The sequence below is a fragment of the Chitinophaga sp. CF418 genome, from assembly GCF_900142925.1.
Lineage (GTDB): Bacteria > Bacteroidota > Bacteroidia > Chitinophagales > Chitinophagaceae > Chitinophaga.
Window position 1 is genome coordinate 1 of record NZ_FRCN01000019.1, and the last position, 21,839, is coordinate 21,839.

The 21,839-nt window shown below is 44.4% G+C and carries 18 protein-coding genes and 1 pseudogene; 15 read left to right on the forward strand and 4 right to left on the reverse strand.

Annotated elements, in window-relative coordinates:
• Positions 1–112: 112 nt before the first annotated feature.
• The 8 genes from F3I09_RS31390 to F3I09_RS31425 all read left to right on the forward strand — a co-directional run bounded on the left by F3I09_RS31390 (position 113) and on the right by F3I09_RS31425 (position 11,616).
• Positions 113–2,098, forward strand: coding sequence for a DUF5977 domain-containing protein (locus F3I09_RS31390; RefSeq protein ID WP_149699014.1), 1,986 nt, complete (start codon positions 113–115; stop codon positions 2,096–2,098).
• A gap of 42 nt (positions 2,099–2,140) precedes the next feature.
• Positions 2,141–6,748 carry a DUF6443 domain-containing protein gene (locus tag F3I09_RS31395; RefSeq protein ID WP_149699015.1) on the forward strand — a complete coding sequence of 1,536 codons (4,608 nt, stop codon included), beginning with the start codon at positions 2,141–2,143 and terminating at the stop codon, positions 6,746–6,748.
• Between the two features lie 10 nt (positions 6,749–6,758).
• A complete protein-coding gene (locus F3I09_RS31400; RefSeq protein ID WP_149699016.1) occupies positions 6,759–7,388 on the forward strand; it encodes a hypothetical protein in 630 nt (209 codons plus the stop codon).
• 406 nt (positions 7,389–7,794) lie between these two features.
• Positions 7,795–8,583: a Shedu anti-phage system protein SduA domain-containing protein gene (locus F3I09_RS31405; RefSeq protein ID WP_149699017.1), complete on the forward strand. Its 789-nt coding sequence runs from the start codon at positions 7,795–7,797 to the stop codon at positions 8,581–8,583.
• A gap of 341 nt (positions 8,584–8,924) precedes the next feature.
• Entirely contained in the window at positions 8,925–9,341 is a 417-nt protein-coding gene (locus F3I09_RS31410; RefSeq protein ID WP_149699018.1) for a hypothetical protein, read from the forward strand.
• 420 nt (positions 9,342–9,761) lie between these two features.
• Positions 9,762–10,373, forward strand: a complete 612-nt coding sequence (locus tag F3I09_RS31415; protein WP_149699019.1) for a hypothetical protein — start codon at positions 9,762–9,764, stop codon at positions 10,371–10,373.
• A gap of 195 nt (positions 10,374–10,568) precedes the next feature.
• Positions 10,569–10,805: a hypothetical protein gene (locus F3I09_RS31420; RefSeq protein ID WP_149699020.1), complete on the forward strand. Its 237-nt coding sequence runs from the start codon at positions 10,569–10,571 to the stop codon at positions 10,803–10,805.
• Positions 10,806–10,836: 31 nt separating this feature from the next.
• A complete protein-coding gene (locus tag F3I09_RS31425; RefSeq protein WP_149699021.1) occupies positions 10,837–11,616 on the forward strand; it encodes a DUF2167 domain-containing protein in 780 nt (259 codons plus the stop codon).
• A 472-nt stretch (positions 11,617–12,088) separates the two neighbouring features.
• Here F3I09_RS31425 and F3I09_RS31430 read toward each other — a convergent pair whose 3' ends face one another.
• The 3 genes from F3I09_RS31430 to F3I09_RS31440 all read right to left on the reverse strand — a co-directional run bounded on the left by F3I09_RS31430 (position 12,089) and on the right by F3I09_RS31440 (position 14,739).
• Entirely contained in the window at positions 12,089–12,625 is a 537-nt protein-coding gene (locus F3I09_RS31430; protein ID WP_149699022.1) for a hypothetical protein, read from the reverse strand.
• A 375-nt stretch (positions 12,626–13,000) separates the two neighbouring features.
• Entirely contained in the window at positions 13,001–13,696 is a 696-nt protein-coding gene (locus F3I09_RS31435) for a LytTR family DNA-binding domain-containing protein (RefSeq protein ID WP_149699023.1), read from the reverse strand.
• Positions 13,693–14,739: a sensor histidine kinase gene (locus F3I09_RS31440; protein WP_188134034.1), complete on the reverse strand. Its 1,047-nt coding sequence runs from the start codon at positions 14,737–14,739 to the stop codon at positions 13,693–13,695. Before F3I09_RS31440 ends, F3I09_RS31435 begins: the two co-directional genes overlap by 4 nt.
• A 194-nt stretch (positions 14,740–14,933) precedes the next feature.
• Here F3I09_RS31440 and F3I09_RS31445 point away from each other — a divergent pair, with 194 nt between their 5' ends.
• Positions 14,934–17,333 carry an outer membrane beta-barrel family protein gene (locus F3I09_RS31445; protein ID WP_149699025.1) on the forward strand — a complete coding sequence of 800 codons (2,400 nt, stop codon included), beginning with the start codon at positions 14,934–14,936 and terminating at the stop codon, positions 17,331–17,333.
• A gap of 164 nt (positions 17,334–17,497) precedes the next feature.
• Here the strand turns inward: F3I09_RS31445 and F3I09_RS31450 are convergent, their stop codons facing one another.
• Positions 17,498–19,126: a M1 family metallopeptidase gene (locus tag F3I09_RS31450; protein WP_149699026.1), complete on the reverse strand. Its 1,629-nt coding sequence runs from the start codon at positions 19,124–19,126 to the stop codon at positions 17,498–17,500.
• Positions 19,127–19,634: 508 nt separating this feature from the next.
• On the opposite strand from F3I09_RS31450, the gene F3I09_RS31455 reads away from it, so the two are divergent.
• From F3I09_RS31455 to F3I09_RS31470, 6 genes and pseudogenes are all read left to right on the forward strand, one after another.
• Positions 19,635–20,231, forward strand: coding sequence for an AraC family transcriptional regulator (locus F3I09_RS31455; protein WP_149699027.1), 597 nt, complete (start codon positions 19,635–19,637; stop codon positions 20,229–20,231).
• A 55-nt stretch (positions 20,232–20,286) separates the two neighbouring features.
• The gene (locus F3I09_RS31460) at positions 20,287–20,643 is read left to right on the forward strand and encodes a nuclear transport factor 2 family protein (RefSeq protein WP_149699028.1); all 357 of its coding nucleotides are present in this window, start codon (positions 20,287–20,289) and stop codon (positions 20,641–20,643) included.
• A 100-nt stretch (positions 20,644–20,743) separates the two neighbouring features.
• Positions 20,744–20,866: a transposase gene (locus tag F3I09_RS34850; protein WP_370512674.1), complete on the forward strand. Its 123-nt coding sequence runs from the start codon at positions 20,744–20,746 to the stop codon at positions 20,864–20,866.
• A gap of 18 nt (positions 20,867–20,884) precedes the next feature.
• A complete protein-coding gene (locus F3I09_RS34855; RefSeq protein WP_370512675.1) occupies positions 20,885–21,052 on the forward strand; it encodes a hypothetical protein in 168 nt (55 codons plus the stop codon).
• Positions 20,994–21,260 (forward strand): annotated as a pseudogene (locus F3I09_RS34860) (transposase); the annotation flags it as partial. The gene F3I09_RS34855 and the pseudogene F3I09_RS34860, both read left to right, overlap by 59 nt.
• A 19-nt stretch (positions 21,261–21,279) precedes the next feature.
• Positions 21,280–21,777 (forward strand): hypothetical protein, encoded by a 498-nt coding sequence (locus F3I09_RS31470; RefSeq protein ID WP_149699029.1) that lies wholly within the window; start codon positions 21,280–21,282, stop codon positions 21,775–21,777.
• Positions 21,778–21,839: the final 62 nt, after the last annotated feature.

Here is a 21,839-nt window from a genome sequence, read left to right on the forward strand (position 1 = left end):
ATTCCGGTATATAAATGAAAATGGTTCCAGTTCTGGCTTTGCCTTCTTTATACCTAGGTATGATTACCTATTCAATGTTTTTTACAGGAACGGGGGGGATAAAGAATATTTTGTGCGAGTATCATCACCCATGAATAGTCTTGACTATGTGTGGGGCACAGCTGTTGGTTATAGCCGGGTAGAAGAAATATTGCCTGGTAACGGTAAAACCGTACACGAGTTCACCACCTATAAAGACGTTAACTATTTTCCATCACCGCCTCAATATCCTTTCGCAGCGGAACTGTATCCTTCCTGGGAATTGGGGTTGCCCAAAAAGGCGACGGTATTCGATCAATACAACCAGATAAAGAAAATCAACGAGAACAGGTACGATTTTACCGTAACTGTTTTGTCAGACACCGCTTTTAAGTCCATCAAGCTCCTAACGAACGCACAATATTACGGTAATACCTCTGCACTCTATCTCGGCCCGGGCTACGGAAGCGATACCTATTACGGGTTGACGGGTACTGCGCTATTGGATTCCACTGTAGAAAAGATCGTTTCCGGTGCCGATACCGTACTGCAAAGCGCCAGCTTTGTTTACGATAGTCTGAATAATTTGGCGTCCTTAAAAAAATGGGTGAGCAAGGATCTTCAAAAGTATATTCAAACCAATATTTACTATCCTTATAATTACTCCCTCACAGGTCCTGTAAAAACACTTAGGGATAGCGGAATAATAGTGAAAGTTGCGGAGGAGCAATGGGTGAAAACACCCACTTCGGAAAGTCTGATCAGTGCTACGATTACAGGTTACGAGGTCATTACTGGCAATAAGATAAAGCCCAAATATATCTATGGCCTGCAATCGGATAAACCTGTTCCATTGAGTACCATTGGCGCTTTCAACCGTTTCGTACTCAATCGCAACAGTTCCCTTATTCCATTGGTGACCACAATTGAACGGTATGATGCCAAACTCGTCTCTCTACAGGTGGCTAATAACCTAACCGGTAGCCGCCAGTCTGTGATCTGGGATGACGAACATCAGACATCAGTTAGTACCATTACAGATGCAGCCTATACCGAAGTCGCCTATACCAGCTTTGAAGGACCCAACAACGGTAATTGGACCGTTCCCTCCGGGCAATACAACTATTCCGACGCTATAACCGGAAACAGGTCCTTCAAGCTAAACGGCACCATTAGCGCTTCCGTTACGGTGGGCAGGGAATACGTAGTGACCTACTGGACCACAGGTGCCGGTTTAACAATAAACGGTGTTTCTCCCGAAAAACTAGCCGCTAAAAGAGCCTGGAACCTTTACCGGAATTTGCTCCCCTCCACCACCACCAGTATTTCACTCACAGGTTCAAATGTTGTTATTGATGAACTCAGAGCATATCCTGCTGATGCGATGATGAGTTCAAATACTGTCGATTTCTTTGGCAATCAGACCAGTGTTAATTCCGAAAATAATAAGGTGGCATATACGGAGTACGATGATCTGGGTAGGGTCCGGTTACGGGAGGATGTGGAAGGCAATATAATGGAAATGTCCTGCTATGGTCAGGCAGGTGAAAAGGTTAACTGCAACATCATTTATAAGAATAATGCCATCAGCCGGAAGTTCGTGCAAACCAATTGTACCGGGGGGAATGTTCCGGATACCCTATTATACACAGTTGCTTCGGGTATCTATACGTCTTCCATTAGTCAGTATAAGGCAGATAGCCTGGCCATGAACACCGTTATAGCCAACGGACAAAGCTATGCTAATGCGAATGGCGGATGCGGCATTGTGTATGCAAAATTAAGTTATGAAGATGTGGATATGGACCAAGGCGAGGATGTAGTAGTTAAATTCTACTACGATGCCGCCTGCACAAAACCCAGGTACGTTCAGAATTTACAAGTGGTGACAGGCGTGAATAATACCTGCGAGATTATTCCAGACGATATACATACCGCCAACGGAACCGAGGTGGTAATTGCGTATTCCGTAACACGCGATTATGTGAAGACGGACTGCGATCCACCCGGATTTCCCTGTTGGACATTCGATTGCCATGTCGACTATTTCCTGAAGCCGGGTGATTATGTCATCAAGTAATTAGTGCAGATACCCATTATTCTCCATAATAAAATCATTACCGTGAAAACGAATTATAAACTAACAGGAAAGCTATTAGGGCTGCTGTTGTCGTTTCTAATTCCTGTATGCCTTCAGGCACAACAGGCCAACGACACCCTGAATTTCGATCTAAACTTCTCCCGTTCTTGGCGCCCCATGATCCCATTAAAATCCGGGGCCTCCATAATCAGTCTTTCCCGCACCTCGGCGGAAGTGGCGCAAAGCACCGTTTTATACGATGCCTTTGGAAGGGTGGTGCAAACTGTACAAAAACGCTGGTCACCTTTGGGTAAGGATATTGTGAACTTCAATATCTATGATTCCATGGGAAGGACGAGGAACGATTATCTTCCTTACATAGCTACCACTACTACCGGGGATGCTCAAAACAGTCCTTTAACGGACCATGCCAATTTTTACAACATCTACTATAGCGGCGAACTGACGCCCTATACACAAAACGTTTATGAGCGTTCACCTATGGGCACAATGCAGAAAATGATGGCACCTGGACGAAGCTGGGGCGGTTCGTCGAGGGGGGTAACCAGCCAATATATGGTGAATGCCGTTTCCGACAGTGTACGCATTTGGATAATGAATGGTAACCTGCCTGCCTCCTCCAGCAGATATGCTGCAGGTGAACTATTGGAGGATACCCGCACCGATGAGAACAACCGCAAAGTGGTAACTTATACTGATAGGGAAGGACATGAGGTGTTAAGGAAAGTACAGGTAGCCGCAACACCGGGCACCGGCCACGTGGGCTGGCAGTGTACTTACCAGGTGTATGATGATATGGGCAATCTTCGCTTTGTGATCCCTCCACTGGTGGTGGCAAAGATCATGGGCAGCTGGAACTTGAGCCTCGTTTTAAATCTATGCGCCCAATACCAATACGACCAACGGCAAAGAGTGATAGTAAAAGAAACGCCGGATACAGATTCTACCGAATACGTGTACGACCGCAAAAACCGGCTCGTTTTCGTCCGGGATGGCAACCTGCGTGCTCAAAACAAATGGCAGGTGTCCTTCTATGACAGGCGAGACCGGAACATCATGACTGCGTTATATAACTCGGCCAGTACACGGGTTCAGCTGCAGACCAGCATGAATTCCGCTTCCGCGAGTCAGGCGTTATCTTACACTATTCCTGGTATAGAAGATATGGCCACAGCAGTTAACGACGCCAATCTGTACCAGGCTGGCAGCAGTATCACGTTTCTCAGTGGCTTTGCCTGTACCAATGGGCAGACAGTGGTTGCTGAAATAGTGCCGGTGTCGGGACAGGTAGTAAGTATTACTGCCGACAATCCACTGCCTGCAATACCTGCCAGCGCGCTTACCCCGCTTGTCTACAATTTCTACGACGACTATTCCTTTTCAGGTGCTCAAGCCGCCAATACTGCAGACTTTCAAAAGCCTAAGGCGGGTAGCGACCTATATCCTGAGCGTCCCACGGCAGTGAGCAAACTCACAGAGGGCCTGGTGACTGGTGGAAAGATCAGAATAATCGGTACAGATCAATGGCTGACATCAACCCTGTATTATGACGATAAAGGCCGGGTCATTCAAAGCATTGCTGATAACGAAACTGGCGGAACAGACGTTGTAACCAACCTTTACAATTTCGCCGGAAGATTAATCGGCAATTATCTGAGGCATGCTAATAAACGCAGCGGGTTTACGCCTACTACAACCGTATCCAACGCAATGACCTACAACCATAGGGGGGAGCTTATAAAAGCCACCAAAGAGGTGAATGATAACGGAGTTTCAAAAACCATTTCGCAACTTCGTTATAATGAACTGGGTCAGGTTAAAACAAGTGTTCTAGGGGCCGCGATTGACAGTCTTGAATATGACTACAACATCCGCGGCTGGTTAAAGAACATCAATAAAGGATATGCCGTAAATGGCGCGGCTGATGCTAAGAACCATCATTTCGGTGAACAACTGTTCTACGACAGTACCTATACGCCGCAATATACAGGCAATCTGGCCGGTAACAGATGGCGAGGGTTCAATGATAACGCCTTCCGTTCCTACGGATTTGGCTATGACCCCGCAGATCGCCTGCTTAAGGCCGACTTTACACAATTCACCTCCGGTAGCTGGAATACCAGTGCAGGTATTGATTTCAGTATGAAGGTAGGGGATGGTATCAATGCCGATTCAGCCTACGATGCCAATGGCAATATTCTTTCCATGAACCAGAAAGGATACCAGCCCGGTGGCAGCATTACGGTAGACAACCTTCGGTACACCTACGAAGCCAATAGCAATCGCTTGAAAGGGGTAAGAGATCTCGCCAATAATTCCGCTTCTACCCTGGGTGATTTTAAAGAGGTGAATGGAACCGGAGATAACGATTACAGTTACGATGCTTCCGGCAACTTTACCAGCGACAATAATAAGCGGATCACCAGCATATCCTACAACTATCTCAATCTACCCGAAACCATTAAAGTGTTTGGTAAAGGAACGGTGTCATATTTGTACGATGCTAATGGACAGCGGATCAGGAAAACTGTTATAGATAGCACATCCGATCCCGTTAGAACCATTATCACCGATTACATCGGCGGCTTTGTCTACCAGAACGATTCCCTTTCCTATTTCAATCATGAAGAAGGACGAGTGAGGATGGTGTATAATACCAATCAAGCTCCTCAGAGTACCTACGACTATTTTGTAAAAGACCACCTGGGTAATACCCGCAGTGTATTAACTGAACAAACCAATTTTACCATGTATGCGGCCACTATGGAGCCGGAGAACGCCCTCGTAGAAACTGCTACATTTAGTAATGTGGATGAAACCCGTGCTGCCAAGCCTGTAGGTTATCCAGAAGCTGATACTTCACAAGGCTCATTTGTTGCTAAACTAAATGCAAAATCCGATGGCAAAAAGATAGGTCCCTCCATTGTATTGCGTGTAATGGCCGGCGATACTATTAAGATCAGTGCCATGGCATTCTTCAAGTCTGACGGACCAGTGAATGACGATAAGGCAGTACCTGCGGAAGACATGATAGTATCTCTTGCCCAGGTATTTGGCGATGCTAATGCCATAGATGCTCTGCATGGCAACGGACAAGCAATTCAGCAACAAAGTTTTACCAGTAATTTTTATAACAATAACTATCAGCAATTAAAGCAAAAAGACCTTGGTCGAGGGGGAATCAATAAGCGTAAGTCCTATATCAACTTCGCTCTCTTCGATGATCAGTTCCAGCTGGTGGATGGAAACAGTGGTGTTAGGCAGGTGAAAAATACCCCTGACGAGCTACAGCATTTATTGGTTGATGGGATGGTGATGGAAAAGAGTGGTTTCCTCTATGTATTTCCCACCAATGAAACAGCGCAGGACGTCTATTTTGACGATATCGTAGTTACGGATATTACCGGACCCGTATTGGAAGAAACCCATTATTATCCTTATGGGCTTGTGATGGATGGTATCAGTAGCCGTACACCCCTGAGCCTTGAAAATAGGCAACTATTCCAGGGCAAAGAACTACAGAGGGGTGAATTCGCCGATGGAACTGGCTTAGAATGGTACAATTTCGAGGCACGCTACTATGATCCACAGTTAGGTCGGTGGTTCTCTACCGACCCTGCGGGGCAAGATTATAGTCCTTATATGGCTATGGGCAACAGGCCTATGATCGTTGTTGATCCTGATGGCAGATTCTGGCATATAATAATAGGCGGATTTATCGGTGGCGCTTTAAATGCCTATAGTATGGCATCGAAAGGCTATGCTTCCCGGCTAGATATTGTGAAATCATTTGGAATAGGATTCGTGGCGGGAGCTGCCGCAGCAGCAACAGGCGGCGCTGCTTTGGGCATTATAACCGGAGTAGGAGCAGGTGCGGGGATAACTGGTACCGGTATTGCTGTTGGTGCTGGTGGTTTTTGGGGAGGCTTAGGTGCTGGCGCCGTCGGTGGAGGGGTAGGTGGTATGATTCAGGGAACAGGGAATGCTGTAGCATTTGGAGATATGAGTATTGGCCAATCTCTTGGAGAAGGTGCCAAAGAAGGGCTGTTCGGAGCGATTGGGGGAGCAGTACTGGGAGGCGTGAGCAATGGCATTCTCGCTAAAATTGAGGGCAGGAATTTCTGGACGGGAAATTTGAAGTTGCAAAATATTGATCCAATTCCTACTATAAATGCTCCGGGTGTAACGCTTAGTGATGATGCCACTAAGATAGGAGAAGTAACAGAATGGAGTTTTCGAATGGATGCTGATGGTAACTATCCAAGTTCCACTATTACCGAATATCCAAGTTCTACCATCACCGAGTATCCTTCCTCTTACGTGGGAAGTAGCAACAATCCTAATTATCGGGATTACAGGCTGTCGTTCAAGACTTATACAGGAACCAATCCAGCGTCATCCGTAAATGCTCATCATAATTTACCCCAGGCATTCGAGGCACAGTTTAACGCAGCAGGATTAAACATCAACCATCCGCTGCATATGTCCTGGTGGCAAAGTCCTGCTCATCAGCAAAATGCCAGATTATTTAATGAGTATTGGAGAATATTTTTCCGAAACAATTCAAATCCTACGAGGCAGGAGATATTGACGGAAATGAATAGGATAAAAGCTATTTTTGGATTATAAACTCGGTTATATGAATTTTTTTCTTCTCGATAATAAATTTTTGAATGGAGCTCTTATCGTCAATCCAGATGCTCCGATCGATGGGTATAAGTTTTTAAGAGGAGAATTGGACTTGGATGCGCCTATTCATTTTTCTAAAAATATGGGAAAGAAAAAATATGATGCGATTCATGGGGGCGATGTGGGTGTCCAATTATTTCACAACAGACTATTTGAGGCATTCAAATCGGAAAATGTTACAGGTTATCATGCTATTCCGGCATTAATTAACTTGAAGGAGGGGGTACTGGAAGATTATTCATGTTTAGTAATAGCTGGTAGAGCGTCTGGCATAGATGATTATAAGGGAGAAATAGTCCGTAAAGGGCCTTTTGTTGCAGGTGGACAACCAGACTATTTTAAAAAAGGAATATACTTTGATGAAACCACTTGGGACGGATCCGATATTTTTTTGTTAGACGGCAAACTATTTATTGCCGTAACGCCGAAAGTTAAAGGTATTATTGAAAAGCTGCGAATGACGAACATCGATTTAAAAGGTATTGAAGAAGAGGAAATACCTGTTACAACGTTAGGTCTTCGTAGACCAGAACTGCTTGAATATTATCGCAAACAAATTGATAAGATGGAGGGAAGATAGCCCTTCAATCGTTTGAATTAGCTAACGATACTAGAAAAAAATAGCCAGGGTGTTCTTTAAGGAGCGCCCTTTTCTACGTTTCCTGCTCAAATGTTTATGATGTTGGTGATAAAAGTAAAAAAAGGAGAATACGGGAGGGCTTTACGAAATAACAAATGCTTTTCTAAAGGGGAAGCCCTGCCACCAAGCCACTGGTTATCCGGAAGCTTACACTTCGCAAGGCTCGTTTGTCGCGAATCGAAAGCGGCTTACTGTTGGAAAACGTTACAGTAGGTGTGCGATTTTGTCGAGAATTGATCGTTCTATGTATTCATCTATATCCAGGATCTCCTTCAGAGTAACACTACTTCGGAAAATTTAATTTTTAAATCATTTTTTTATATTTATAAAAAAATATATAGCCTCAATGATATATAATTGGAGTAAGTTAACTCAAACTGAAATTTACCGAGATATATTATCGCAATGGGAGTCTCTTGTGAATAACAAGGCTTTAAAGGAAAAGGATTACCAAGAATTTTTGCGAACACATCCTGCAATCTTTTTAACGATTATTGAATCTTATCTTGTTATTTCTAAGCTTAAGTTGGGTAGTGACTATGAGACCGACTTTGTTGTTGTCAGAGAAGGTTATAGCGACGGAACAATTTATGAGCTAATAGAAATTGAAAGCCCGCATACTAAATTATTTGATAGTTCAGGCAAACTATCTTCAAAATTTAATTCGGCTCTACAACAGATTAGAGACTGGAAAAGATGGTTAATAGATAACAAGAGCCAGTTTAAAAAAATACTACCCACAATAAATACAAAAGTCTTACAAAATAGTAGGCTTCAATTTAAAATTATTATCGGAAGAAGAACTGATGACCTATTGGAATTGGAAAAAAGAAGACAGATAGCCGAAACTGAAAAAATAGAAATTATATCTTTCGACAGATTGACAGATATTGCAAAAAGAAGAAGAAACTTTCAGAACGAATCGACTATTTCATCGGCTCAAATGCATTTTAATGTTACATATGAACAAGAGAATGAACTTGCTAATCCATTTTTTGAATGTATAACGGATTCGGAGTGGAGAAAAATGTGCTATAAAGGAGGAGCGCATTTTCATACAAATCAGCTGGAAAATATTCTGAGAACAAGAACTTATAATGAGCATTTTGATAAATTCAGGAATTTAATATTTTAAAGTTACTTGATTTGATCAGATTCGAATAAATAATAATTTCTTTAGTTTTTTATAATCTGGTGGCTGTTTCGCAAGGATATCACACATAATATTTGAGATTGATCTCAATGTCAATTTGAGAACAGATCTTATCAATAAGATGATTTCCTGGGTTGTTGCCCTATCCTTTCATTATAGTAGAGAAGCTTTTGAGTGTTCATGAACAGTTGTCCTAACATTACCATAGCCATGCGCTTGTGCCAGCTTTGAGCGCTTCGGGTCTGATACTCATTTAGTCCAAATTCCTTTTTACCTTCTCTAAAGGATTTTTCTATAAAGAACCGCTTGCACTGCATATAAGAATGATCGGAACCGAACCTCTATTCTCCTGGGATGATGATTTTAGATACGTAAAATATTATTCCAGCAAGGATTCCAGTATTAAAATAGAAGTTTGTGTGCGCTACGCTCAGCTTAATCAATTACAGGCGTACCAGGATCAGGAAGCTGCCCCTTTATTAAGTAGAATTGATGCTATAAATGAGCGGATCATTTCTAATGAATTTAAAGTAATCAGAGGCAAAAAGGTAATACTGGTTACATGCGACTATGAACAGCCAAAAAGAAAATTAAATAAAGGTCAGGCGATGCGTATCGTCTTCAATACGTCTGCTGGACTTACAAGTGTAATTGTGTCTCATAATTACAAAAATGAGTCGGATAAAGAAAATGGGAAAAAACTATTCAGTACTATTGTTGACAAGTTGGAAATGCATTGAATACTCCAAGAGTTCAACTTGATCCCACATTACCTGAAGCAGGTTTAGAAAGATAGATATAAAACAAAAGGGGCTGTATCAAAACTATGATGCAGCCTTTTTTTTCGGGTACCTGATGGAGACAGGTAGTCATTTAAGCGGCTTTCTGATACATCCCCTTTGCACATTTAAGTGCCCGATAGTGGTCGAAAAGGGTGATTGAGATGGATTCTACAAATACGTTGATGCCGCCATCAAAAGAAGGTAGTCTGACAGATTACTATTTTCCTTATTTTACTGTAACTTGTTCCGGCCTTACATGGTCGCAGGAATCTATTGTGGTAGCGGATAAACAGGGGATACATGTTGGCGTATGTTGTGCAGTCTAAGTCGTTTACATTATTCCTGTTGCCAGACAGGCCTCTAAACCTGAATAAACACATGTTACAAAAACTTGAGCACGACAGCTACGAAACTTGGGTAGAACAATTCCTGGACTCAGGAACAAAAGAATACGAGGTTACTGAAAATAATACACGCCACCATGTGTCAACACGCTTCACCGAAGAAGAACGTGCTTCCAACGAAAATACAATACTGCAGCTCGTTATTGCGCATGCTGAAAAAAAGGAATACCGTAGTCTCTGCATGATGGGTGAATATCTCCGGGCACATGGACATTTCTATTGGGACGCTACTCCCGTAATGTGCAAAACCCTGCAATTGCTGCTACAGCAGGCGAATGAGACAATCGATAACGAAGAGGTGTTCAAAGATCCTTATGTACTTTGTCTCGCCAATTCAGTGTATGATATCGTTTTTCATCAGATCCGGTTTGGAGAATATGGGCTGATCTGCGAGACGTTATACAATCAGCTGATAGCAAAGATCGAGGGCGAAAAATTTGTGCAGTCGTGGCAGGATGCGAAGAAAAACTTTGTTGGAGAATGGTTTCCGGACGGATATTATGAGCAATGTAACTATTTTATCAACTTTGGAAAAGGTGATGAAGAAGAAGATGATGATGACAGTGGTCTCGCTCGACCAGAATAACACAGGGAAAGTGGTCTAAACAACAACACTGCCACTCCCATTTTTCTATTCATACAACATTGCAAAACTATTTCCTATATTTGCCCCGTTGAGGACAATAACGTTTAATGGTCAGGTTTGCCCCTTTTAAGAAATTATCATAAACAAATCCCTTATCGAACTACAACCAATCATTACATGCTAAAAACTTTGTACATGATTGTACTGTTGCTGGGTGCATTGACCCTGAATGCAGCAGTCCCCACTAAAGATTCTACTGAGATCTACAGAGAACAAATGGAGCACTACGTCGATTCTGTCAGAAAAGCTCAGAAATTTGAAACCGGTCTAATCAACCTTCCAGGCGGTAAAGCCTCGGTTGACGTACCTAAAGGATTCAAATTCCTTAACCAGGAACAGAGTAAATGGGTATTGACAGAACTTTTGGGGTAATCCTCCTTCCGGTGCGAAGAACGTACTGGGTATGATATTTCTAGAAAACTCCGATCCTTTTACAGATGGCTCTTATGTTTTCGTTGTTGAATACGAAGACATGGGGTACGTAAAAGATGATGATGCGGAAAAGATCGACTACGACGACATGCTGAAGAACATGCAGGACGATGAAAAAGAAACCAACAAAGTGCGCGTAAAAGATGGTTATCCTACCCTGCATTTCGTTGGATGGGCACAGAAGCCCTATTATGACAAGGAAAAGAGAGTGCTGCACTGGGCTAAGGAAATCAAATTTGGCGACCAGGAAGGTGCCAATACGCTGAATTACGACGTACGTGTATTGGGGCGTCATGGTGTTCTTTCCCTGAAGGCCGTTTGTACTATGGATGAATTGCCACTTGTTAAAGCCAATATCGACAAGGTATTGAATATGTCATCCTTTACCAGTGGTAATGCCTATAGTGATTTTGATCCGAAGATCGATAAGATAGCGGTGTGGACCATCGGCGGACTGGTAGCAGGTAAGATACTTGCGAAGGCGGGTTTATTCGCTGTTTTACTGAAGTTCCTGGCTGCAGGCTGGAAATTCATCGCTATTGGTTTTGTTGCATTTATCGGCTTCCTGAAAAACCTTTTCTCCCGCAAGAAGAAAGAGAAAAATATTGACACCACTGACTTGAATCCCGTCGATGAACAGCAGGATACAGTCGCTGTGGAGGAAGAAGCACAGGCTGCGGAAGGGCTTGCAGCAGATCATACCCCTGCCCCGGAAGCCGGCAATAGTGATACGACATCTAACAACGTATAATTGAAATTAAACCTTATACAAGCCCTCATAAAGTTAGTTTTATGGGGGCTTGCGTAGCTTCCGTTTTGACGAGCCAGACAACAGAATATTTATAGCACACCTCCCCGGGGCCAATTTCTCCAATGAGTATTTGCTTCTTTACTTGGCCTATGTGATAATATATCACCAGTTGAGATAACTGAGGCCAGTTGTTGAAAGGTCTCATTTTCACTCGGTTTTTCGCCGACTGCAAGGTCCGGATGATGCCATTCCCTATCAAAGTCAAAGATCAGTAGGTGCCAGTGATTCATGATCTTCAGCATTACTATTCCAAATGCATCATGTCAGAGTACCCCGATAAAATTGTTAACTACGAATTTATGAGAGGACTAATTCCGGAATATTCGGATCTTAGGGGGAGGGAGGGGGGATGTAAAAAAATAGCAGGTAACAAATCGCGTTACCTGCTGTTCTATTGATAAGAAGTATTTAGTTATTTCCACTCTTCTAACCCGAACACAACGCTATTATCATCATTACGTCGCAATGCTGTGTCGTATATAAGCACGCACTTTTGTGCTGTATTACGTTGCAGCATATAGCTGCGCAGATCAGCAATGCTCTGGATATCCATTCCCGCTGAATTGATCAGGAACAGGTCATACCGATGATAATAGTACTCAAAGTTAAATATCTCATTGCAGAGCACTCCGCGTAGATCTTTGACAATGACATCATGAGGAAGATTAAAGAACTGAAAATAGACATCCACTATCTCCTTGTTCTTAATTCTTTTCTCAAGCAGCTGATACACACTTCTGAATCTGAACCATTTTATCACATTCGAATATGGAATATGATATGCTTTTCCGACTATATCATGATCACTGTGTTGCTTATCCATTAAAGATGTTGTCAGCACATCAATATTTGATTTCAGGAAATAGACTTTCCCTGTCTGCAGCTCAAATGGAGCGATCTTTTCCTGATAGACTAATAATTCCCGGTTGAGTTTATATGTATACGCCATCGGATTATTTTTTAGGTGCTCCTATAGGAGGAAACTTAACTGGACTTTTTGCTGGTGTTGAATTAGGAAAATACTTAGGATTTGTATTAAACTGTATCATCTGATCATTACCTGTCTTCAGGAAAAACAGGATTGACGCAGCTGTACGATGGTTACCGTCAGAAACAATTGTTTTATGATCATTTGTGAATCCGGCAGCAGGGCCAGGCATCGGCCCGCCATTAGGAGTACTGTCGGGTATATAATTCCCATCTAAAGATTATATTTTTGAGATCATCGCCCTTAAATTAGTCAGATGCGTATACAAGTTGGTCTCTTCGTTGCATCATTGGTTGATGCTACCTGACTTTTTCTCTTGCTTGCCGGGCGGCAGGATCAACTGTTCCTGCTCCTGTTAAGGCTGGTCATGAATGCCGACTTGTGGCTTTCGCCAATGGGCAGGTAATGATCACCGATCACAATGCGGTTCCGCTCAATAGCGTCAATTTTGTCGATAGCAGTGATGTAGGATTTGTGACTTCTGACAAACAGCGAAGCCGGCAATATTTCCTCAAGGTTACGGAGGCTGTCAAGCGTAACAACTTTATCCTTATCCGTGTGAATGATCACGTAATCCCGAGCTCCTTCCAGGAAAAGAATTTCGTCGAAGCGTACTTTCACCAGCTTCTGGTCTGTTTTGATGAAAATATGATTGGCTACCGGCGATGGTAGGGTGGGAGCAAACAGCTCCACCACTTTCTGCACTGCTTTGCAAAATCGCTCAAATGCCACTGGTTTCAGCAGGTAATCTACCACATTATGTTCAAAACCATGGATGGCATATTCCGAATAGGCGGAAGTGATCACCACCCTGCATTTGTTATTGATGGCCCGCATAAACTGTAACCCATCCAGCTCGGGCATCTGGATGTCGAGGAAAATAAGATCTGTTTTTTCGGGCGTGGCCAATGACAGGGCTTCCAGCGGTTTGTCGCATGCGGCCACCAGCTCCAGCTCTGGCAGCTTGGATACATAGCTGGCCATTAACTCCAGGGCCCAGGGTTCATCATCTACCAGCAGGCATCTAATCATGGCTTAGTTGTTTTGTGTGTAAGCACCAGGTGTACGGTAAATATATTTCCTTCTTCGCTGATCTTTAATTTATGCCGGCCTGCGTATTGCAATGCCAGCCGGCTCTGCACATTCTTCAATCCGATGCCAGACACCGGGTCCTTCGTATGCCGGTTGATCTTGTTCTGCACCGTGAAGCTGAGCTGACTGTCTGTCGTTTCCAGCTGAATGCAGACGGGATGCGCAGCGTCTGTCACTACGCCATGTTTAAAAACATTCTCCACAAAAGAAATCAGGATGAGCGGCGCAATGTATTTCCCTGCCGTATCGCCAGACAGGTCAAACCGGAGTGCTGTGTTGCGGCTGCGGTACTGTTGTAGCTCAATATAATCCTGCAGGTAACTGATCTCGTTGTTCAGCGGTATTTCCTCGGCGCTGCCGTCGGCTATGACGTACCGCATCATACCAGATAGTTTTTGGATGGCCGGCAGGGAATTTTCCGAATGATGGTATACCATCGAATAAATGTTGTTCAGGCTGTTGAAAAGGAAGTGGGGGCTCACCTGCGATTGCAGCAAGGCTCTTTCCGCTGCCACTTTTTCTTCCTGCAAGCGCAGGCGCTGGCGCTCAGACTTGAGCCAGTTATCTACAAACCAGATGATGGACCCCGGCAGTATGATGTAACTGAAACAAAGCATAGCATTGCCGAAAATGTAGGCACCGCCTTGCCGGGAATAATCCTCATAACAATAATTGCAAATGCCCCACCACTTCTGGAACAGGTGCTCCTGTACGAGGAAGCGGACGCCCACAAACAACCCGGACAGCACGAACCAGCTGGCCACCAGGGCCAGAAACTTTCGTTTCTTAAAAAAGACTGGTAGCAATATGCAGTAATTCAGGTAGAAGACGCCCGCGAAAAGAATGATGTTCGAAAAGAGGATCAAATTCGGGTCCGGGCGGACTATCTGGTTCCTATATGCCAGCTTGTTCAGAAACTCTACGAAGAACATTGTGTAGAGCCAGTAAATAACATGCACCCATATGCGTACTTTCGTTTTCATGCCGGTGCAAAGTACCGAAAAAAGAGAAAGTGGGCCGGACTTCATTGCAAACGCCGCTTTTCATCCGACAAACACCCCTGTCCCGACTGCAAGCCGGATTGTGCCCCCAAAAACGATTCCTGCATTGATAGTAGGAAATGAAGTGTTTGCAGAAAATCTATGGCAGCCGGCAGCCGTGCCGGTAGTTTTGCCCCATGCGAAATTTACTTCACTTTATTCTGTTATGTTGGGCCGCTGGCGCCCACGCAGGTACCATCCAGGTAACGGTATACACTGCTGGAAACTTGCCTATTCCCGGGGCCATTATTACCCTGCAAGGCGTACACCCTCCTGCAACTGCGACACACGGTATTACTGACTCAGCCGCCCGCCTCACCTTCCAGCCTGTTCAGGCCGGGGAATATATCATCACCGCAGCCGCGCCAGGCTTCAGCACTGTCAGCACGGGCCCATTTGTATGGCAGGGGCGCGATACGGCCATTACGCTGGTATTGCCTTCCAATGTCCGGGAACTAGCCGGTGTTACGATTACTGCCGGCAAACCGCTGGTGGAAGCCAATGGAGACAAGGTTATTTACAACACAGAAAACGATCCTTCGCTTGCAGGGCTGTCAGCCACAGAGGCGCTGGCCAGGACACCTTTTGTGAGTGTTGATGGCGAGGGCCATGTGCAATTGAAAGGAAAGGGCGGCTTCATCATCATGCTCAACGGCAAGCAAACATCCATGTTTGCCAATAATCCCGGCGAAGCGTTGAAAGCATTCCCCGCCAGCATCATCAGCAAAATTGAAGTAAATACCCAGCCGTCGGCCAAATATGAAGGAGAAGGGATCAATGGCATCATCAATATTATCACCAAAAAGAAAGTGGCGGGCTACAACATGCACACTTCGCTTACCTATAACACCATTGGCCAGGTGAACCCCAACATGGCCTTTAACCTGAAATATGGTAAGCTGGGTATTACCTCTTTCGTATATTTTGCCAACAGCATGAACTTTCATGCGCACGGCAAACAGGTCTACACCCCGCTCATCACCGCGCCGTTTGCAGAACGCCGCACGCTCGATACCACTACCACCAACGGGTATATGGCCGGCGGCAACCTTGAAGTAGCATACGACATCGACAGCCTGAGAACGCTCAGCCTCTATGGCCGTCTTGCCGCAGGTGGCAAGACACTGGAGCAGCAAAGCCTTATCAGCTCCTATGGCGCCGGGCAAGATCTGTTGCAGCAAAGCCGGCTGACATCCAAAGATGAATCGCATAGCCCTTCCGGCGAAGCTGGGTTCGACTATCAGCAGCAGTTCCGGCAACCGGGCCGCTCCCTTTTTGTGGGCGTGAATGTGCAGGCCAGCGGGCAAAAAAAAATATTGCAAAGCGGGCAAGTGTATGCCACCGGGGACGAGCGATTGCTCCACAACCAGTACCGCGGCAGCAACACGCAAACGAGTATCCAGGCAGATTATGCCCTGCCGCTCCACCCATCTGTCATCCTGGAAGTAGGCACAAAAGCTATCTTCCGGCAGGTTGGCTCTGTATATACCAGCCAGGTAAAGGACCAGGGCGCCGAACAATACCACTCCGACCTTGCGAACGACGACGAGCTGACCTATACACAAAATGTATGGGGCCTTTACAGCATGGGTACCTGGAAGATAAAACATAGCGGTATTACCTTCAAGGCGGGCGGGCGGTTAGAGAAAACCAAGGTACAAGGACATTTTATCCGTAAGCAAACGGATGTGGCACAGAATTATTACAACTTCCTCCCCAGCTTTTCGGGTACTAAAAACTGGGAAAGTGGCCGACGCCTTACTCTACAGTACAGCCGCACGCTGACTCGCCCCGGCCTCACCTTCCTTAATCCCTACACCGATAACCGCGACCCACTCCTCATTACCCGGGGCAACGAGCACCTGCAACCCGAGTTCACCAATAATGCAGAAGTATCTTTCTCCGATTTCAACAGTACATTCTCTTACAGCCTCGCCCTCAGCGGAGCCCTGACCCACGGCGGCATTCAGCGATACATCCATTTTGACGAGGCAACAGGCGTCAGCACCCAAACGTACAACAACATCGGCCGCAGTCTGGTGGCCGGCCTTAGCGGCTACCTTTCTGCCAATCCGGTGAAGCAGTTTTCTGCCACTCTCAATTTCAGTTGTTACTATGCAGACTTTAACAACACCGCCAATGCTACCGAAAAGGGAAGCGGGCTATACGGCTCCTTCAGCACAGCATTAACTTATCTGCCCAATGAAAAGTGGATGTTCTTCAATAATGTCAATTACACCATGCCCGCGTTACAGATTCAGGGGAGGAGCGGCGACTTCCTGTTTTACAACATCGGGGCCGGTTACTGGCTGTATAAAAAGAAATTAAGGCTTACTGCGGCCATGCTCAATTTCCTGGACAAATACTGGCGGGTAAATGATCGCTTCGAATCTCCGCAGGTACGGCAGCAAAGCACCAGCTTCAGGGCCGTCCGGACTTTCTCCGTAGGCCTTCGTTTCAACTTTGGTAGATTAAAAGAAAACACCTCCCGGAAAAGAGGGGTCAATATTGACGATGCCAAACAGGAGCCGCAGTAACGGGCACTTACATAGGTAGGGGAAAACTATAAAAACAAGAAAGCCGGGGATATTATCTCCGGCTTTCGCCAAGTGCCCCGTAGCGGAGCATTATCGATTGCGCTGATGCAAAGTCCGTGTAAAAGTCTTTCCTGATCATTGTACTTCCACTATTTTAGATCTTCTTATAATTGTTTGGCCTGAATATAGTAGTTTTTATCAACGGAAAGACTTCGGCTCCCACTTTCAGGGAAAGGCATTTCTTGCCATTTAGTAGTTGGATTAATCGACAGCGATATGCGATTGTCCAATGAGATTTTTAAAGGCATGTCGAACCCCTCAACGCAATTTGTCCATCTATAGTTTAATTTATCTTCATGAAAGGAATATTCCAGCGTGGGTATCCGGGTTGTTGTCAGATACTGAGCAAATACTTTGGTAAAATCCTTCTTAGTATATTGATTGAGTAGTTCCAACACCTGATCTGTAGAAACAGTCCGATGATATAGCTCCTTGTTCAAGAACTGTAACCATTCTCTGAAAATAGCATCACCTAAGATTTGTCTGATGGTATGTAGCATAGCACTCCCCTTATAGTATTTGTCGGATGTGTTTGAACCTATGATCGGTTCGTCATTTTTTATCCGCTTCCATGTACCGATAGTATATTCATTGCCGGCAGCATTACCGAAAACAAAGTCGGTGTAAAGCGTTTCCAGGTATTTTGTAAAGCCTTCATGGATCCAACTTTCACCCATGCCACAGGATGTGATGCTATTGCCAAACCATTCGTGGCCACTTTCATGAATAAGAATAAAATCCCACTTCAGTCCCCATCCCGTTCCGGAAATCTTGTCTGTTCCTCCGTAACCATTCCGGAATCCGTTACCATATGCTACAGCACTCTGATGCTCCATGCCAGGCATCGGTGCTTCCACCAGCTTGTAACTATCTTCATAAAAGGGGTATGGGCCTAACCAGTATTCAAAAGCATTTAACATAGTGTCAGCCTGCAGGAAATGTGATTCAGCCTTCTTCTTATTATAATCCAATACCCAGAAGTCGCAATCCAGCGAACCTTTTAATCCGTTATATTGTCTATGCCAGCCGACGTATTTTCCAATACAGGGGATGATATTGTAATTATTGATCGGATTGATTACAGTCCATGTGTATGTAATCCTGCCCTTCTTGCCGATTCTCTTCTTTTCTAATCTTCCATTAGCTACAGCTACCAAAGTATCCGGAACTGTGATGCTGATGGATGCACCATTGTCAGGTTCGTCATATAGAACCTCTTTGCAGGGCAACCAGATACTGGCACCTGACCCTTCGCAGGCAATGCTCATCCAGGGCCTGCCCTTTTCATCTTTGGCCCAGATCCAACCGGCATCAAATGGCGGTTTTACTGCCTCTTTCGGATGCCCTTTAAAAGCGACGGATATCATTTGCTTATCACCAGCCTTCAAATCTTGTGGGAAAGTGATCAGGTAAATGCTTTTTAATTTTTTTTCAAATAAGAGCCGTTTTTTCTTCCATGTAATAGAGGTAATTATCATAGGCTCCTGAAGGCTGATTTGCATCACCTTACCTGCATTTATTACCGCAAAACTGATGTTGTTGCTACCAGATATATATTTTTTCTCATAGTCAGGAGTAACGTCTATTGAGTAGTTCAACAAGTTCCACCACCGAAGTTCCTGAGGGGTGTTTGCAGGCATATTCTCTTTGTCGCCATTTGATACTCTCTGACTGTTGACAGGCAAAGTGCAGAGTGAAACGATCGCTGTAAGTAACAGGTACCTAACTTTCATAACGAAATATACTGATTCTTCATTGGAGTTTATATGCCCGGGACTCAGGCTGCCATTATGCTAATGAGTAAAGATATCGAAACTTTCCTTGAAGAGGTGTACCAATTGTATGACGATTATTGATAGGAGAGTGGGTCGTGAGGTGGAGATTTATATATGAAACACCTCTAAATTACCCGACAGGTAACCAATCCTGTCCGGCAAGGTCTAGTTAATCATCGGACGCAAGTCTTGCGTAGTTACCAGAAATGTTGGCACGAAGCATAGACAGCGACTGCTGAAGGTATGCCATTGAGCCTCGAAACTGTCCTGGACGTTGAAGCTTTAGTTGTTCAAAAGCTAAAGTAACATCAAACCCGCATTACTGAAGAGTGGGGACGATTCGACCGGGGGCTAAGAACATATCAAAGGCAGACTGTCGGATCAAATTGGAGCTATTACAGTTTAGTAGTAGTATCAATTTGATCAGACAGTCTGTTATCACGAAGACTTTGTAAATTCGTGGTCTATGATCCGACTATATGAAAACTTCAACCAGGGTAGGGCAAAGGTAGAGCTGTTGTATGCTGATAGTGTAATGAACATGGCTTTCTGCCAGTACCGCCGCTCTTCCGAGGATGCGTTCTTTATGCCTTACGCTGCACTTACTTACGTACGCGAAGGCCGGAAAGTGGTTTTCCTGAACGGTGAACGATATGATATGAAAGCTGGTGATGTGCTTTTCGTTCCGAAAAATTCCATTTTATATTCTGATATCATCGTGAAGCGGGAACCTTTCGTAAGCCTGAACCTACTGCTTGGCGATGCGGATACCTTGCTCAGTCCCATGGCCTGCCACATTGCAGACCGTATGCAGCTGCAATATTACGCCAGCGATCACAACATGAGTCTGAGCACTTTTAAACGATGGTTCAAAAAGAACGTGGGCTGTAGTCCTGGTCAATGGATGATCGAAAAACGATTACAACAAGCAAAATACCTTCTGCAACACAAGCGTCTATCCGTAAAAGAAGCCTGCTATAGGAGCGGGTTCGAAGATGTATCTTACTTTATCCGCAGGTATAAACAGGCCTACGGCCATACACCAGGTCAGGTAGAAATTTGACCTTTTTGTCCTATTCTCTCATATTCCTACGCTGTACTTTTACCAAAAACAAAATATGATCTCACGCGAACAAGCCCTGCAATTTGCGGACGAATGGGTAGCCGCATGGAACGCGCACGACCTTGATGCGGTACTCGAACATTACACGGAGGATTTTGAAATGAGCAGTCCCTTTATACTACAAATGGGTATCAGCCCGGATGGCCGTCTGAAAGGAAAGGAAAACGTGCGGAATTATTGGGAAAAGGCGTTGGTGAAATATCCCGATCTTCATTTCGAGCTGCATGAAGTTTTATCATGTATGAATACTGTTATTATTTATTACACGAGTGTTAAGGGAAAGAAAGCGGCGGAATTTTTTGTGTTCGATGAGGACAGGAACATATTCCTGGCGATGGGGCATTACAATTAAAAGGATCGCAGTAAGTTTGGGGTAAGCGATATTGTGTAGCCGGCCCCAAAATTAAGGCTGTTTGAAGGACGACAAAATCGTTAACTTTAAACAGTCAAGCATGAAAAAGAATCGATTTTCCGAAGCTCAGATTATTAAGGCCCTCAAAGACCAGGAGGCTGGCGGGGACACCACGGCGATTTGCCGGGAGATGGGTATTCACATAACAACGCTGTACAATTGAAAGAAGAAGTATGGGGGGATGGAAGTTAGTCAACTCACCCAGATGAAGGAGTTGCAGGAGGAGAACCGGAAGTTAAAGGCAATGTATGCTGACCTAGCCCTGGATCACCGGATCCTCAAAGAGATCGTTGCTGAAGTACATACAACCTGGGAAACCCATGCAAAATGGCTACATCGTGCGGTTTAACCGCTTCTATCGGGAAGATGTACTGGACGCCTATCTGTTTAAAAGCATCGACCAGTTACGGATACTCAGTGAGGAATGGACGGCGTTTTATAACAACAAGCACCCCCATGAGTCGCTGAACGACATGAGCCCGAGGGAATATTTAGATGCCGTTAATACGGGCAAAATAGCAACCCACAGGGCATCACGGGCATTTAAAACAGTTTAATTTCGATAGATTTCAGGCTATGAAAACAGAATTATATAAAGCGCTAAAAGGGATCAGCGTTGAAAGCCTTAGCGAAGAAGATAAAGAAGAATTGCTGCGATTTTTTGTCGTTGCCAAAACCGACGTCATTAGGAATCAAATTGCCTTCATTTTTTCTGACGCTAATTTTAATAAGGCGATCCCGTTTATAATCGATAAAATCAATGACAAAAACTTGTCCCATAACAATGGGTCGTTAGTATACGCGTTGGAGAATTTGGACGTTAAGGAATACTTTATCGATTTTATAAAGATGGTTTGCGAAATGGAGTATGAGCCAAGATACCAGGCCTACGAAATAGTACAGAAATTTGCACCTACGATTTCAAAGGAGGTACGAGAAAAAGCTTTGAAACTATTGGAAGAACGTCAGATGCTTTTACAAGCAAAGTCCGCTGATACGGAGTCAGACAGCCCGTTAAACTTTGTTGAGCAAACCATAGAATTGTTACAGAACCTACAACAACATTCGGAATAGTAGTAATGTTGAAAATCTGTCGCCCGTAACTCAGTCTTAAAAATGGGGTGGCTAGACGTTAG

What these genes read in the sequence shown, in the direction of transcription:
- F3I09_RS31400 (WP_149699016.1), top strand. Translation starts at nt 6,759, where the DNA reads ATGAATTTTTTTCTTCTCGATAATAAATTTTTGAATGGAGCTCTTATC.
- F3I09_RS31405 (WP_149699017.1), top strand. Translation starts at nt 7,795, where the DNA reads ATGATATATAATTGGAGTAAGTTAACTCAAACTGAAATTTACCGAGAT.
- F3I09_RS31410 (WP_149699018.1), top strand. Translation starts at nt 8,925, where the DNA reads ATGATCGGAACCGAACCTCTATTCTCCTGGGATGATGATTTTAGATAC.
- F3I09_RS31415 (WP_149699019.1), top strand. Translation starts at nt 9,762, where the DNA reads ATGTTACAAAAACTTGAGCACGACAGCTACGAAACTTGGGTAGAACAA.
- F3I09_RS31420 (WP_149699020.1), top strand. Translation starts at nt 10,569, where the DNA reads ATGATTGTACTGTTGCTGGGTGCATTGACCCTGAATGCAGCAGTCCCC.
- F3I09_RS31425 (WP_149699021.1), top strand. Translation starts at nt 10,837, where the DNA reads ATGATATTTCTAGAAAACTCCGATCCTTTTACAGATGGCTCTTATGTT.
- F3I09_RS31430 (WP_149699022.1), bottom strand. Translation starts at nt 12,625, where the DNA reads ATGGCGTATACATATAAACTCAACCGGGAATTATTAGTCTATCAGGAA.
- F3I09_RS31435 (WP_149699023.1), bottom strand. Translation starts at nt 13,696, where the DNA reads ATGATTAGATGCCTGCTGGTAGATGATGAACCCTGGGCCCTGGAGTTA.
- F3I09_RS31440 (WP_188134034.1), bottom strand. Translation starts at nt 14,739, where the DNA reads ATGAAAACGAAAGTACGCATATGGGTGCATGTTATTTACTGGCTCTAC.
- F3I09_RS31445 (WP_149699025.1), top strand. Translation starts at nt 14,934, where the DNA reads ATGCGAAATTTACTTCACTTTATTCTGTTATGTTGGGCCGCTGGCGCC.
- F3I09_RS31450 (WP_149699026.1), bottom strand. Translation starts at nt 19,126, where the DNA reads ATGAAAGTTAGGTACCTGTTACTTACAGCGATCGTTTCACTCTGCACT.
- F3I09_RS31455 (WP_149699027.1), top strand. Translation starts at nt 19,635, where the DNA reads ATGATCCGACTATATGAAAACTTCAACCAGGGTAGGGCAAAGGTAGAG.
- F3I09_RS31460 (WP_149699028.1), top strand. Translation starts at nt 20,287, where the DNA reads ATGATCTCACGCGAACAAGCCCTGCAATTTGCGGACGAATGGGTAGCC.
- F3I09_RS34850 (WP_370512674.1), top strand. Translation starts at nt 20,744, where the DNA reads ATGAAAAAGAATCGATTTTCCGAAGCTCAGATTATTAAGGCCCTCAAA.
- F3I09_RS34855 (WP_370512675.1), top strand. Translation starts at nt 20,885, where the DNA reads ATGGAAGTTAGTCAACTCACCCAGATGAAGGAGTTGCAGGAGGAGAAC.
- F3I09_RS31470 (WP_149699029.1), top strand. Translation starts at nt 21,280, where the DNA reads ATGAAAACAGAATTATATAAAGCGCTAAAAGGGATCAGCGTTGAAAGC.